The organism is Hamadaea sp. NPDC051192 (assembly GCF_040682475.1).
Taxonomy (GTDB): Bacteria; Actinomycetota; Actinomycetes; order Mycobacteriales; family Micromonosporaceae; genus Hamadaea; species Hamadaea flava.
On record NZ_JBFBAZ010000094.1, the window covers coordinates 16,173 to 31,307 of the forward strand.

Consider the following 15,135-nt stretch of genomic DNA (forward strand, 5'->3'; position numbering starts at 1 on the left):
CATCGTCGTACGACGCCCTGGTGAGCCCGGTGCCGCCACACTTCTTCAGGTGACGGTGAGAGCAGGGACGGCGGTGTTGACGGTCGTGAGCGTCCTGGTCGCGGGCGTGCTGGTTGCGGGATGCGGCGGGACGCCGGCCGGCACCGCCGCGCCCGGAGACACGAGCGCGGCGACCGGTACGCCGTCCGTCGAGCAGACGGTGGGGATCTCGGCCACCACCGCGCCGACGACCGCCTCGTCGAAGAGCCCGACGCCGAAGGCGACGGTGACCCGGTCCGGGCGGAAGATCAAGGTCATGGTGCTCGGCGACTCGATCTCGGCCGGGGCCAAGGACGAGGTGATGAACGGGTACCGCCTCGACCTGCTGAAGAAGCTCCCGGCGTACGCGATCGACTATGTGGGCTCGTACGAGCGTGGGGACAGCCGGCTGGCCGACAAGGACATGCAGGCCGAAGGCGGCGCCTGCATCCACGCGACGCCCTGCAACAGCACCAGCATGTATGAACAGACGGCAGGGTGGATCAGCGCCGCCCAGCCGGAGGTCGTGATCATGCAGGGTGGTGGCAACGACTACTGCTGCGGGCGCAACGACCAGCCCGACTCGGTGGTGATCCAGGCGATGACCGACTGGATCAACCTCGTCTTCAAGACAAAGCCGGGCGTGTACATCGTGGTCATCGGCATGACCGACTACCACGACGGCTACAAGAACTGGCTCCCCACCTACGTCAAGAGCCAGGCGAAGGCGGGCAAGCGCATCTCGTTCGTGTCCTACGACGGGATCTCGACCTACGACACGGTCCATCCGAACGTCGCCGGATATCAGCAGCTCGCAGGCCGGATCGCGCCGGTCGTGAAACCGATCTTCGATAAGCTCCTCAGCTAGGCTGAGGACCGGAATCACAGCCTCAGCCAGCTGAGGACCGGAATCACAGCCTCAGCTGACCGCGCGGGAGAAGCGGCGTACCGCCCAGAATCCGCCCAGCAAGCCGACGCCGCCCACCACCGCCAGCGCCCGCACCAGCGCGCCCGTGGTGGTGTCGCCGGAGAACAGCCCGCGTGAGGCCTCGACCGCGTAGTACACCGGGTTCACCTTGGCCAGGGTCTGCAACCAGTCCGGGGCGAAGGCGATCGGGATGAGGATGCCCGACAGCAGCATCAGCGGGACGTTGATCAGGTTCGCCAACGAGGCGAGGGTGGTCTCCGACTCGACCGCCAGCGCGAGCGCGTACGACAGCGAGGTGGCCACGAACGCGACCGTGGACATCAGCAGGAACGTCAACGCCAGCGGGACGACCTTGACCGGCAACCCGAAGGGGATCGCCACCAGCACCAGGATCACCGCCTGGACCAGCAGCATCAGGATGTCCCGGGCGCACCGGCCGAGCAGCAGCGCCGACCGGCTGATCGGGGTCACCCGCATGCGCTCGATGAGCCCGGCACGGGCCTCGCCGACCAGGCCGATCCCGGCGAACAACGTCCCGAACACGGCCACCTCGATGAAGATGCCCGGCAGGAACGTCGCGTACGAGTCCTGTTCGGACATGCGCAGCGAGCGTTCCCACAACGGTCCGAAGAGGATCACGAAGTACAGCGGCTGGGCCAGGCCGATGACGCCCCACAGCCGCTGGCGCAGGCTGATCGTCAACGACTGCACCATGATGATCCAGGTGTCCCGGGCGAGCTTCACGGCAGGCTCCCGTCTATTCGGCGCGGTCGCGCAGGGAACGCCCGGTGCGGGCGAGGAAGACGTCGTCGAGGCTCGGCTGGTGCACCTCGATGCTGGTCAGCGTGACGCCGGCGTCGTACAGCCGCTTCAGCAGCAGGGGCGCGGTCTGCGCGCCCTGTCCGACCACGAGCCGGATGACGTCGCCGTGGATCTCCGCTGTGCGTACCCCTTCGTCTGCGGAGAGCAGGTCCAGCGCGGACGTGGGGTCGGAGACGCCCAGGGTGACCACGTCGCCGGAGATGCCGTCCTTGAGCGCGCGGGGCGAGCCGAGGTCGACCACGCGGCCGTGGTCGACGATCGCGACCCGGTCGCACAGCGCGTCGGCCTCCTCCAGATAGTGCGTGGTGAGCACGATGGTGGTCCCGGCATCGCGCAGGCGGCGGACCTCGTCCCACAGATGCGCGCGGCTCTGCGGGTCGAGTCCACTGGTGGGCTCGTCGAGGAAGAGCACCTGTGGCGAGTGGACGATGCCGAGGGCGATGTCGACCCGGCGGCGTTGCCCGCCCGAGTAGGTGCGGCAGATCCGGTCGGCGAACGCGGTCATGCCGAAGTCGGCGATGGCCTGCGCGGCGCGCGCCGCGGCCTCGGACTTCCGCAGGCCGTAGAGGCGGGCCTGCATGATGAGCTCTTCGCGGGCGGTCAGCGTGCTCCAGGTCCACTGGCCCTGCGCGACGAAGCCGATCCGGCGTCGCACCTCTCGCGGACGGGCGATCAGGTCCGCGCCCGCGACAGTCGCTTGTCCACCGTCGGGTTTGGTCAGCGTCGTCAGCATGCGCAGCGTCGTGGTCTTGCCCGCGCCGTTCGGCCCGAGCAGACCGAAGATCTCGCCGCCGGCCACCTTCAGGTCGAGGCCCTGGACCGCCTCGACGACGTCACCGCCGGAGCGGAAGCTCTTGCGCAGACCGGTGGCCTCGATCATCGCGCACCGTCCAAGGTGGTGTCCAAGTGCGCCGCGAGTGAGCGGGGGCGCAGGTCCGTCCAGTGCTTCTCCACGTACGCGAGGGCGGCGTCGCGCGGCGAGGCGGGCAGCACGGTGGTCCACCCGGCGGGCACGTCGGCGAACGCGGGCCACAGCGAGTGCTGGCCTTCGTCGTTCACGAGCACCAGGAACGTGCCCTCGGGGTCGTCGAACGGATTGGTCACGGTAGTCCTCCGGGGTCTGATCCGGACAGTGCGGTGGTGATGAGCGGGCCGATGACGGCCAGTGCCGAAGGCGACGTCATGCCGTCGTGGTCGCAGTCGACCGGGTGCACGCGCAGGTCGCCGTCGAGACGACCGGCCCACGCGTCGACCGGCGCGCCGGACGGATGGTCGTGCCCGGCGGTGAACAGGATCGTGTCGCCCTTGCGTACGGGCAGGTCGGTGCATGTTCCGGCGAGCCGGAGGTTGTTCGCCACCACGTCGCTCCAGGCGGCGTCGGGCGCGGGCGGCATCGGCTCACCCGGCACCGGCGGGTACGCGTCGAGCAGCGCGACGATCCCCGGCTCGGCCCCGTCCTGCTGCCGCCGGGCGGCGACCGCGTGCGCCACGAGCCCGCCGAACGACCAGCCGAGCAGGTGCACCGGCCCGTCCGGGGCGACCTGCCGGATGACCTCGGCGTACGTGGTGACCAGGTCGTCGAGGCTCGCCGCGGGCTGCCGGTCGCCGGACAGGCCGGGCGACTGGAGGGCGTACACCGGCCGGTCGGGTTCGAGGTGCGTCAGCAGCCCGGCGAAACTCCAGCCCAGGCCGAGCACCGGCGGCAGACAGAACAGGGGAGCCCGATCGCCGGTCGTCCGCAGGGGGAGCAGCACGTCGTAGTCGCCGCCATCGCCACCGCCGCCGTCGCTGCTGCTGTTTTCGTTGCGATGTGGATCGGCGAGCCCGGCCGGCGTCGGCCGGTCCAGCAGATCCCGCAGCGACACCTCCCGGCCCAACGCCGTCCGCGCCCGCGCGGTGAGCCGGGCCGCCAGCAGTGAATGCCCGCCGAGGGCGAAGAAGTCATCGTCCGGCCCGACCCGGTCCACCCCGAGAACTTCGGCGAACAACGCGCACAACGCCGCTTGGGCGGCCGAGCGAGGCTGCGTCTCGACGCGCTGCGACGGCGGCGACGGCAGCGCCCGCCGGTCGACCTTGCCGTTCGGGGTCAACGGCAGCTCGTCCAGCACCACGACGGCCGACGGAACGAGGTAACCCGGCAGCGTGCGCGTCAGCGACTGGCGCAGCTCGGCTCCGTCGAGATCACGCCCGGTGGCGTACGCGATCAGGTGCTCGTCGCGGACGATCACGACCGCCCGCGTCACCCCCGGCAGCGCGGTCAGCGCGTATTCGACCTCGCCGGGCTCGATCCGATAGCCGCGCAGTTTCAGCTGCTCGTCGGCCCGGCCGAGGTACTCCAGCCGCCCGTCCGGACGCAGCCGCGCCAGATCGCCGGTCCGGTACATGCGTTGTCCGGGCGGGCCGAACGGGCAGGCGACGAAGCGTACGGCGGTCAGGCCCGGCTTCCCCAGATAGCCGCGCGCCAACCCGGCTCCGGCCAGGTACAGCTCGCCGGCGACGCCCACCGGCACCGGCTGCAACGCCGAGTCGAGCACGTACGCCTGGGTGTTCGGCAGCGGTGTGCCGATCGGTGGGTTCGCCTCGCCGCCGGTGACCTCGTCCGAGGTGGACCACACGGTCGTCTCGGTCGGACCGTAGAGGTTCGTGATCGGGGCGAGCCGGTCGGCCAGCCCGGCGGGCAGCGCCTCGGCTCCGGCGAACCGGCGTACGCGCCGGCACAGCCCGGGTGCCACGTCGAGGAGCGCGGACCACAACGCCGGAGTCGCGTGGACCACGGTTACCGCGGCGGCCTCGGCCAGCGCCGCGACCGCCACCGGATCCCGGTCGCCGCTCAGCACGACCGTCGCACCCCGGACCAGCGGGGCGAACAACTCCGGCACCGACATGTCGAACGCGGCCGAGCTGACCGCCAGCAGGCGCTCGCCGGGAGCCAGACCGAGCCGGTCGGCCATCGCCGCGACCAGGTTCGCCAGCGCGCCGTGCGGCACCAGTACGCCCTTGGCCGGCCCGGTCGAGGCGGACGTGTAGATCGCGTACGCCGCCTCGTCGGGCCGGAACTCCGGGCGGTGCGTGGGAGCCGCTTCGGCGAACGAGAAGGCGGCGCCCGAGTCGTCGAGGATGTGCCGTCGCCGCCCCTCGGGATGACTCGGATCGATCGGCACGTACGCCGCCCCCGTCGCCAGGACGGCCAGCAGCGTCGCGATCAACTCCGGCGTACGGGCTTGGTCGACGGCGATCAGGCGACCTGGGCCGGCTCCGGCGGCCCGCAGCTCACCGGTCACCGCGCCGACCCGATCCAGCAGCCGGTCGTAACTCCAGGTCTCGTTGGCGGTGACGATCGCGGGAGCGGCCGGGGTACGGGCGGCGCACTCGCGGAACCAGTCCACGATGGACCCCGCCGGCACGGTCACGACCGGTCCGGTCAGCGCAGACACGGGCGTGCCCGGCGTCGCCAGCGGCAACCTGCCCAGCGGCCGGTCCAGGTCCGCCACCGCGCCGTCCAGCAACCGGATCAGCCGCGCCAGCAACAGATCGGCCGTCGCCGGGTCGAACAGGTCGGTGGCGTACCCGAGATGGCAGGTGATCCCGGCCGCCGACCCGTCGCTCCGGCGATGCTCGACGCATTCGAGGAACAGGTCGAATTGGGCCGTTCCCGGGTCCACCGGCGGCAGGTCGCCCACGCCGTCGCCGACGCGGGTCAGCGTGGAGATCACCACCTGGAACAGCGGATGCCGGGCCGCACCGCGCGGTGGGTTGACCGCCTCGACGACCGCCTCGAACGGCGTCTCCGCGTGGTCGAAGGCGGCCACGTCGGCGGTGCGTACGCGATCGAGCAGCACCCGCAGGCTCGGGTCGCCGCTGAGGTCGGTCCGCAGCACGAGGAAGTTGACGAAACAGCCGACGAGCTGGTCCAGGGCGGCGTCCGTACGCCCGGCGACCGGGGTGCCGAGCGGGATGTCCGCGCCGCCGCCGAGCCGCGACAGCAGCGAAGCCAGCCCCGCCTGGAGCACCATGAACAGCGTCGTGCCGGTCGCCCGGGCCGCGTCGAGCAGCCGCCCGTGCAGACCCGCGTCTACCGATCCGGTCGCGGTCCCGCCCGCCGCCGACGGCTGAGCCGGCCGGGGACGGTCACCCGGCAGGGCGATCTCCGGCGGCAGCCCGGCCAACGCCGTCTGCCAGTACGCCAGCGAGCCGGGCGAGGCCGAGAGCTGCCAGTGCGTGTAGTCGGCGTACTGGACGGGCAGGGGAGTCCATGTCGGCCGGTGCCCGGCGACCCGGGCGGCCAGCGCCGTACGCAGGTCGGCTTCCAGCACGTCCATCGACCAGCCGTCGGCCGCGATGTGGTGGACGACGAGTAGCACGACCGCGCCGTCCGCGGTGTCGACCAGATGGGCACGTAGTGGGGGCGCGGCCAGATCCATCGGCTCGGCCGCCAACGCCGGGAGCACCAGGGCCAGCGGCTCGGTCGCCGAGACCCGGGCGACCGGCGGCTGCCAAGACGGCAGAATCCGCTGCGACGGCACGCCGTCGGCCGGTGCGTACACGGTCCGCAGGATCTCGTGCCGCGCCACGACGTCGCCGAGCGCCTCGGCCAGCACGGCTGCCTCGTCGGCGGTCAGCCGCATCGGCAGGGTCAGCTTCGCCGCGCCGACCGGTCCGTCCAGCTCGTCGAGGAACCAGAACCGGCGTTGCGCGTATGACAAGGGGACGCTGGAGGCGCGTGGGGCGGGCATGATCGGCGGGCGGACCGGTGCGGCGCCGCGTCCGGCCAGTGCCCGGTCGAGGTCCGCTGCGGTCGGATGGTCGAAGACGTCGCGGACGGTGATGCCGGGGAAAGCCGATCGGGCGCGGGCGACCAAGCGCGCCGCCGCGAGCGAGTCGCCCCCGAGCAGGAAGAAGTGGTCGTCCGGACCGGTACCGGGCCGGTCTAGCACCTCGGCGATGAACCGGGCCAGCAACTCTTCACGTGGGTTGCGGGCAGCTCGTCCTGACGCCGCGGCGGTCGCCGGGGCCGACTGTGCCAACGCACGATGGTCGAGCTTTCCGTTGGGGGACAAGGGAAATGCGTCGAGCACCACTACGGCGGCGGGGATCATCGCGCGGGGCAGCTGCCGTGCCACGGCGGTTCGCAGCGGGCCTCCGTCCAGATCGGACCCGGTGACGAAGCCGATCAGCCGATCCGCGATCACCGTCGCGACGGCGGCCAGCACGCCCGGCTGCGCCGCGAGCGCCGCCTCCACCTCACCCAGCTCGACGCGTACGCCGCCCAGCTTGACCTGGCCGTCGGCGCGCCCGGCGAACTCCATTCCGGCCGGCGTACGCCGAGCCAGGTCGCCGGTCCGGTACATGCGCCCGCCGGGCGGCCCGAACGGGCAGGCGACGAATCGCGACGCGGTCAGCCCGGCCCGGCGCAGATAACCGGACGCGAGGCTGTCCCCGGCGACGTACACCTCGCCGACCACCCCGTCCGGCACCGGTCGTAACGCGTTGTCCAGCAGGAACACCGTGGTGTTCGGGATCGCGTCGCCGATCAGCGCCACCGGCCGCCCCGGTACGCAGTCCCACAGGCTGACGCTGTCGCCCGCCTCGGTCGGCCCGTAGGTGTTGACCATCAACCGGCCCGGCGCCCACCGATCCACCAGCTCCTGCGGGCACGCCTCGCCGCCGACGACCAAGGTGGTCACCGTCGGCAGTCCGCGGCCGGCCGGGACCGACCCGAGCACCGTCGGGGTCAGCTGCGCGTGGGTGACTTCGTGCACGGTCAGCCACTCGGCCAGCGCCTCGCCCACCAGGACCTCGCCCGGCTCCGGCAGGACCAGCGCCGCCCCGGCGTACCAGGCGGTGCACAGCTCCGAGATCGCCGCGTCGAACCCGAACGCCGCCAACTGCGAGACCCGGGCGTCGGCGGTCACCGCGAACCGTCCGACTTGGACCGCTGCCATGTTGGACAGTCCGGCATGGGCGACGACGACCGCTTTCGACGTACCGGTGGAGCCGGAGGTGTAGAGCAGGAACGCAGTCTCGCCCGGATGCGGCTCGTGATCGGCACCGGGCTCATCGGCACCGGGCTCACCTGCGCGGGGGAGCGGCGTGTCCACAATGGTGACCGGCTGCGCGTCGGCCAGCATGAACGCGATCCGCTCGGGCGGATACTCGACGTCGATGGGCAGGCAGGCCGCGCCGGTCTGCGCGATCGCCAGCGCCGCGACGGCCAGCTCCGCGCCGCGTGGCAACGCCAGCCCCACCGATGTGCCCGGTCCTGCGCCTCGTTCACGCAGCGCAGTGGCCCCCGCGCGAGCGGCCGCGACCAGTTCCGCATAGGTCACGCGCGTCCCGCCCGCGATCACCGCGATCCGGTCCGGCGTTCGGGCGGCATGTCGCGCCACCACCTGCGCCAGCGAAGCCTGCTCCACGGCCAGGTCGGGGCCACGCCCGGCCGCCAGGACCGCCGCACGGTCCGGCTCCGGCTCGAACCGCGCGACCGGCTGCCCCGGGTCCGCGGCGATCATCGCCAGGAAGCGCTCGAACCGGTCCGCGGTCGCCACCGCCACGTCGCGGTCCAGCAGATCCAAGCGGTACGCCAGACGCAGATGCAGCCGACGCCCGGGCACGACGGTCAGATCCAACGTGTAGTGCGTGACGTCGGTGATCCCGTCGACCGCCACCCCCGTCGCGGCAGCCGGGCCGGTTCGGAGGACGTCGATGTCCGGGTAGTTCTCGATGACGATCGCGGTGTCGAACAGGTCGCCGTGCCCAGCCGTACGCTGCACGTCGGCCAGGCCTGCGTACTGGTGGGGCAGTAGCGCCGCCTGCTCGGACTGGATCCGCCGCAGCAGTTCGCCGAGCGGCTCGGCCGGGCGCAGGCGTACCCGGGTCGGCAGCGTGTTGATGAACAGCCCGACCATGTCCTCGACCCCGGGCAGCTCGGGCGGGCGCCCGGCGACCGTGGTGCCGAAGACCACGTCGTCCCGTCCGGCGAGCCCGCCGACCGCGGCCGCCCAGGCCGCCTGAACCGCCGTGTTGAGCGTGACGCCGAGGTCGCGCAGCCGTTCCGTGAGGGCTGCCGTGCTCGCCTCGGACAACGTCGTCGTGAGCGTCGCGGGCCGGGGCGTACGCCGCCGCGCCTGCTCGTCCGGGGCGATGTGCAGCGGACCGGCGAGATCCGCGAGCGCATCGCGCCAGGCGTCCATAGCTGCTTCGTCGTCCTGGGTCGCCAGCCAGGCCAGATACTCCCGATAAGGCCGCGCCGGCGGCAGCTCCTCGCCTCGGTACAGCGCCATCAGTTCGCGCAGCAGGATCGGGGTCGACCAGCCGTCCAGCAGCACATGGTGGTTGGTGAGCACGAGCCGGTGCCCGCCATCAGGAACGCGGACGAGGGTCGCGCGCAGCAACGGCGGGCGAGTGAGATCGAACCGCTCGGCGAGATCGTGCGCGGCCGCCGCCGACGAGTCCCCGGCGACCGTCCGGAAGGGAACCTGCGTCACGTCCGTGATCACCTGGACCGGCTCCCGCAGGCCCTCGGTCACGATCGCCGCCCGCAGGTTCTCGTGCCGCCGCAGCAGGCTCGCGAAGGCGTCCCGCAGCCGCTGCTCGTCGACCTCGCCGGGCAGGGTCGCGACGAGCTGGACGGCGTAGACGTCGTCGACGTCCCTGGTTGACTCGGCGTCTCTGGTTGACTCGGCGTCCCTGGCCGGCTCGGTGTCCCTGGCCGGCTCGGCGTCGTCCGTCGGTCCGGCGGTGCTGAGGCCGGTTGCGCCTAGGCCGGTGTCGCTCAGGCCGGTGTCGCTCAGACCGGTGTCGCTCAGGCCGGCGTGGAACGCCAGGCCGTGCTGCAACGGCGACAGCGGCAGCACGTCGGCCAGCCCCGGGTACGCCGTCTCCAGCCGGTGCACGTCGTCCTGGGTCAGTTCGACGAGCGGGAAGTCGGCCGGGGTGTGCCCGCCACGCTCCAGTGTGGACAGGCAGCGCAGGGCTGTTTCGAGGCAGTCGGCGAACCTGCCGGCCTCTTCGGTGCTGACGAGCGCGGGTGCGGTCGTCAGGGTGATGCTCAGGCGTACGCCGTGCGGTCCGTCGGTCGCGAGCGCGTCGATCTCGATCGGATGCGGCAGCGGCAGTTCCCCGGCGTCCAGCCCGAGCGCGTCCGCCGCCGACACGGGCGTCCACGGCTTCGGGCCGCCACCGCCGATATCCTCGGGGGAATCAGCCAGGGCGTACCGGCCGAGGTAGTTGAAGCCGATCTGGGCGTCCGGCAGGACGTGGCCGTGCTGGCGGAGCAGCCCGAATCCTCGGCCGCTACCGGGCATCGAACGCACCTGTTCCTTGATCCGTTTGACGGCTGTCGCCGGTCCGGTGTCACCGGCGTCGAGGCGTACCGGGTGGACGCAGGTGAGCCAGCCGACCGTGGCGGACAGGTCGAGCGCCGGATCGTCGCGCCCGTGTGTCTCCCGGTCCACCAGCACCGCCCCGGGCGTACGCCGCCAGTCGGCGACCGCCGACGCGAGCGCCGCCAGGAGAACCTCGTCGGGTTTGGCGTGGAAGGCGGCGGGCACCTCGTCGAGCAGCCGGGCGGCGTCGACCGTCAGCACCTGGCGGCGGGCGGACGCGTACGTGTCGCGGCTGGGATCGAGGAGCGCGCCGGGCAGCACCGCCCGGACGGTGTCGGTGACCGACCGCCAGTACGCCAACTCCCCGTCGGCCTCCGCCAGCGCAGCGGCCGAGGTCAGCGTCGTCGCCCAGTTCCGGTACGCCACCGGCGGCGGGGTGAGCGACTGGCCCGCCACGGTGGCAGCGAGATCGTCCAGCAGGATTCGCCAGGACACGGCGTCGACGGCGAGGTGGTGGGCGGTGAGCCGGAGCCGCGCGCCGTCCCATTCGGCGGCGATCATGCGGCCGCTCTCGGGATCGATCGCGCCGCCCAGTTCGGCCGTCACCGCGCCCGGTGGCGGGATCTCCAGCCGCCAGTCGTCGCCGCTGCGGATCAGCCGCATTCGCAGCGCGCCGTGCCGATCGAGCACTTGCTGGAGCCCGGCGATCAGCCGCTCCTCGGTCAGACCAGCGGGGGTGGCGACCACCGTGGACTGGGCGTAGCCGGTGATGTCGCCGCCCGAGTCCCGAAGCCACGCGACGATCGGCGTCATCGGGACCGGACCGGCGTCGGGCACTCCTGCGGGCGCCACTTCGGCGGCCGTCGCGGCGGCGGCGAGGGCGGACGGCGTCTTGTGCCGGAAGACGGCGTCCAACGCCAGTCCCAGCCCGGCCGCCCGCGCGCGGCTCACCAGCTGCAACGCGGTGATGCTGTCGCCGCCGAGGCGGAAGAAGCCGTCGTCGGGGCCGACCGTTTCCCGGCCAAGTACCCCGGCGAACAGTTCACACAGCAGCGCGACGCGGGCGTCTTCCGGCGGCCGGACCGCCGCCGGTTCGTCGAGCGCGACGGGCTCGGGCAGTGCCCTGCGATCGACCTTTCCGTTGCGGGTCAACGGGAGTTCGCCGAGTACCACGACGGCGGCCGGGACCAGGTGACGCGGCAGGGTCTCGGCCAGCTGCCGCTCCAAAGCCGACGGATCCAGGTCGCTGCCCACGGCGTACCCGATGAGCCGATCCTCGCGGACGACGACCACCGCGGAGCCGACGCCGGGCAGCGCGGCGAGCGCGGCCTCGACCTCGCCGGGCTCGACGCGGATGCCGCGCAACTGGACCTGACCGTCGGCACGCCCGAGGAATTCCAGGTCTCCTTCACGCCATCGGACGACGTCGCCGGTGCGGTACATGCGGTCGCCGGGTGGGCCGAACGGGCTGGGGACGAACCGGGTGGCGGTCAGGCCGGGCCGGTTGAGGTAGCCGCGGCCGACGCCGGGCCCCTGGACATAGAGTTCGCCGACGACCCCGGCGGGCACCGGGCGGAGCCGTTCGTCGAGAACGTGGACAGTGGTCTGTGGAACGGGGCGGCCGATGGGGACCGAGCCGTCGATCCGGTCGAGGTCGACCGGCCAGGTCGTGACGGTGTCGGCGGTCTCGGTCGGCCCGTACGCGTTGAGCATCCGCCGCCCGGGCGACCACCGTTCGGCCAGTTCCGGCGGGCAGGCCTCGGAGCCGACGACCAGCGCCGACACCGTCGGCAACCCAGACGTCGGCAGGCTGCCGAGGACGGCGGGGGACAGCTGGACGTGGCTGACCCGGTGTTCGGTGAGCCATGCGGCCAGCGGCTCGCCGATGGGGACGAGGTCGGCCGGCGGCACCACGAGGGTGGCTCCGGCGAGCAATGCGGTGCCCATCTCCGAGATCGACACGTCGAACGACAGCGGGGCGAGCTGCGCCACCCGCGACTCCGCCGTCACCCCGAACAAGCCGACCTGCCCGGTGAGCGTGTTGGCCAGTCCGTCGCGTGTGACCATCGCGGCTTTCGGAGTGCCCGTCGAACCCGAGGTATAGAGGACGTACGCGAGTTGGTCCGGATGCGCCGTCCATTGCGGAGGATCTGCGGCAGGATTCGCGGCGGGGTGATCCGCGTTCACGTCGACCCACGGCAGACCCGGCCGGTCGGCTGTGGACAGCCACACCACCGGCTGGGCGTCGGCCAGCAGCAGGTCGATGCGTGCGTCGGGCAGCTGCGGGTCGATCGGCAGGTACGCCGCGCCGGACTTGAGCACGGCGAGGAATGCGACCACGGCCGCCGCCGAACGCGGCACACACACGGCGACGACGCGCTCCGGCCCCGCCCCGTACGCCCGCAGCCGGGCCGCGAGCCGGTCGGCGCGCTCGGTCAGCTCCGGTCCGGTGAGCGTGCCGTCCGGGGCCACCACGGTCGCGTCGGTCGCCTCAAGAATGCTGCGCGGCGTCAGGGGCGGCCCCTGGGACAGGCGTACGCGTTCGGCCTGCTCGTCCGCGGTCTCCAGCGGCAGCTCGCCGATCCCGGTCTCGGGGTCGCGAAGGGCGGCGCTGAGCAGGCGCAGATACCGCTGTGCGAGGCGGGCGGCGCTCGCCTCGTCGAACAGGTCCGATCGGTACACCAGGCGCAGATCGTCGGCGGAGACCTCGATCGCTAGATCGTCCTTGGCCGTGCCGTTGTGGACCGGCTCGTTGCCCGACTCGGGCAGGTAGTTGAAGGCGAGCTGGCAGAGCGGCGCCACCCCCGGATCCCGGTCCGGAGCCAACGCCTCCACCAGTGTCTGGAACGGCACCTGCCGATGGTCGAGGGCTTCGGCCATCGCGTCGCGCGTCCCTCGCAGGATCTCGGCGTACGCCGGAGAGCCGGGCACGGGCACCCGCAGCACCAGGGTGTTGACGAACATCCCGATCAGCCCGGCCAGCTCCGGCAGGTCGCGCCCCGACACCGGTACGCCCACGACGACGTCCGCCCGGCCGGTCAGCCGGCGCAGCAGTGCCACGAATCCGGCCAGGTACACGGTGAACGGGGTGGTGCGGGCCTCAGCTGCCTGACGGCGTACCGCCTCGGCCAGCTCGGGCGGCAACGGCAGCCGGACCTGACCGCCGTCGGCCGCCGCTCCGGGGCGCCGGGGCCGGTCGGTCGGCAGCGCGTGCACCGGCGGCAGCTCGTCGAGCTGGGCCCGCCAGTACGCCAGATCCTCGGCGAGCGCGGGATCGTCCAGGCGGCCGCGTTGCCAGGCGGCGTAGTCGGCGTACTGGATCGGCAGGTCGGGCAGCGTCGGCGGCGCGCCGCCCGCGACCGCCTCGACGAGCGCGGTCAAGTCTTGTCGAAAGACCACATAGGACGCTGCGTCGAAGATCGCGTGATGCGCGACGAAGACCAGCCAGTAGTCCGCCGGTGCCACCTGCGCGAGCACGGCCCGCCACAGTGGAGCCTGCTCCAGCGGGATGGGGCGGGCGGCGTACTCGGCGATCAGGTCGCCGACCCGGCGATCGGCCTCGGCTCGGGGCAGGCCGCTGAAGTCGACCCGGCCGACGTCGATCGGCACCGACCGGTGGATAACCTGGTCGACGCCGCCGTCAGGGTTCTCCCGCAGCGCCGTACGCAGCGTCTCGTGCCGTTCGACGAGCAGCCGCAGCGCCGCCTCGATCACGTCGCCGTCGACGCCCGGGCCGGTCAGGCGTACCGCCGCCGGGACGTTGTAGACCGGGCGGCCGTCACTGAGCCGGTCGGCGACCCAGATCCGTTCCTGGTCCAGCGAAGCGGCGAAGACCCACTCGGTCATCGCGCGAGGCGGGGGATGGTCGTCTTGCTCACTGGCTCAGCAGTCTGCCCCGTCGCCGTCGCCGTCGCCGTCGGTGCTTCCGCCGCGGCGGACCGGAGCTTAGCCGCGACCGCTGCCTGTCCCGCCACGGTCGGCGCGTCGAACAGGCTGCGCATCGGCACGCGTACGCCGGTCGCCGTCCGGGTCTGCGCGATCAGCTGGACCGCGACCAGCGAGTTCCCGCCGAGGGCGAAGAAGTCGTCGTCCACGTCGATCACTTCGACGCCGAGGACGTGCCGCCACACCGCCGCGATCGCCGCCTCCAGGTCGGTCATCGACCCGGACGCGTCCACCGCCGCCGTCGCCGGAGTCTCCTCATCGGCGACGACGATCTGGTGTTCCAGCAGGTCCTCGACGGTACGCGGATGGATGACCAGCTGCGTCGCCCCGGCCGCGAGCGCCCGGCGGAACGCGTCCGCGCCCTCGGCGGGCGAGATCGCGCCGTCGTTCTTGGGAGTGGCGGGCGCAGCCACCGTGGCGTTCGTCGCAGTGCCCGTTCCGGTGTTCGTTCCGGCGGGCGGCGTCGTGAGCGCGGCCGGGTCGACCCGCCGCAGCACGAAGTCCTCGATCTCGACCAGCACCCGCCCGTCGAGGTCGGCCAGCGTCAGGTCGGCGGCGATCACCTCACCGCCCGAGCCGTCCACACGGTGCCGCAGGTGACTGCGGAACTCGGCGGGCAGCGGCGCGTACGCGACGACCCGGCCGTAGCCCAGCGGCAGATAGCTGCCCTGACCACGATGACGGCCGTACGCGGTCGCGACGTCCAGCAGTGCGGGGTGCAGCGTCCACCGCCGCAGATCGGCCAGCGCCGACTCGGGCGCGCGCAGCAACGCCAGCTCCTCGTTCGAGCCGACCCGATGCTCGGCCAGCGCCGCCCAGCGGGGACCGAACTCGACCACGCCGCTGTGACTGTGCGCCACCGCCTCCTCGGTAGGACACCGGTCGGCCGCGCCCGCGTCGAACGCCGCGGCGACGGCGGGAACCCAGCGGGCCGAACCCGTGACCGCCGCCCCCGGACCGCCGTCGTGGACGCTGAACTCGCCGTCGGCGTCGACGCGTACCGAGTAGCGGATCGACGCGCCGTCGACCCGGACCGGCCGCAGGAAAGTGACGTCCCGCAACTCCAGCACGTGCCCGTCCGCCAGCGGCGGCAGGAGC

The 15,135-nt window shown here is 72.6% G+C and carries 6 protein-coding genes; 1 reads left to right on the forward strand and 5 read right to left on the reverse strand.

All coding sequences use genetic code 11. From position 1 onward, the window contains the following. Positions 1 to 49 precede the first annotated feature (49 nt). Positions 50 to 886 carry a GDSL-type esterase/lipase family protein gene (locus AB0M47_RS29870; protein WP_363419902.1) on the forward strand — a complete coding sequence of 279 codons (837 nt, stop codon included), beginning with the start codon at positions 50 to 52 and terminating at the stop codon, positions 884 to 886. A 51-nt stretch (positions 887 to 937) separates the two neighbouring features. On the opposite strand, the gene AB0M47_RS29875 is transcribed toward AB0M47_RS29870, so the two are convergent. From AB0M47_RS29875 to AB0M47_RS29895, 5 genes are all read right to left on the reverse strand, one after another. After that, positions 938 to 1,690, reverse strand: a complete 753-nt coding sequence (locus tag AB0M47_RS29875; RefSeq protein ID WP_363419904.1) for an ABC transporter permease — start codon at positions 1,688 to 1,690, stop codon at positions 938 to 940. 13 nt (positions 1,691 to 1,703) lie between these two features. Further along, positions 1,704 to 2,648 carry an ATP-binding cassette domain-containing protein gene (locus tag AB0M47_RS29880; RefSeq protein ID WP_363419906.1) on the reverse strand — a complete coding sequence of 315 codons (945 nt, stop codon included), beginning with the start codon at positions 2,646 to 2,648 and terminating at the stop codon, positions 1,704 to 1,706. Next, complete coding sequence (locus tag AB0M47_RS29885; protein ID WP_363419908.1) at positions 2,645 to 2,872, reverse strand: MbtH family protein; 228 nt, start codon at positions 2,870 to 2,872, stop codon at positions 2,645 to 2,647. The genes AB0M47_RS29880 and AB0M47_RS29885 overlap by 4 nt, the downstream gene beginning before the upstream one ends. Next, positions 2,869 to 13,938 (reverse strand): amino acid adenylation domain-containing protein, encoded by an 11,070-nt coding sequence (locus tag AB0M47_RS29890; protein ID WP_363419910.1) that lies wholly within the window; start codon positions 13,936 to 13,938, stop codon positions 2,869 to 2,871. The genes AB0M47_RS29885 and AB0M47_RS29890 overlap by 4 nt, the downstream gene beginning before the upstream one ends. Continuing rightward, the coding region (locus tag AB0M47_RS29895; protein WP_363419912.1) for a polyketide synthase dehydratase domain-containing protein at positions 13,935 to 15,135 on the reverse strand (1,201 nt) is incomplete at its 5' end. The genes AB0M47_RS29890 and AB0M47_RS29895, both read right to left, overlap by 4 nt.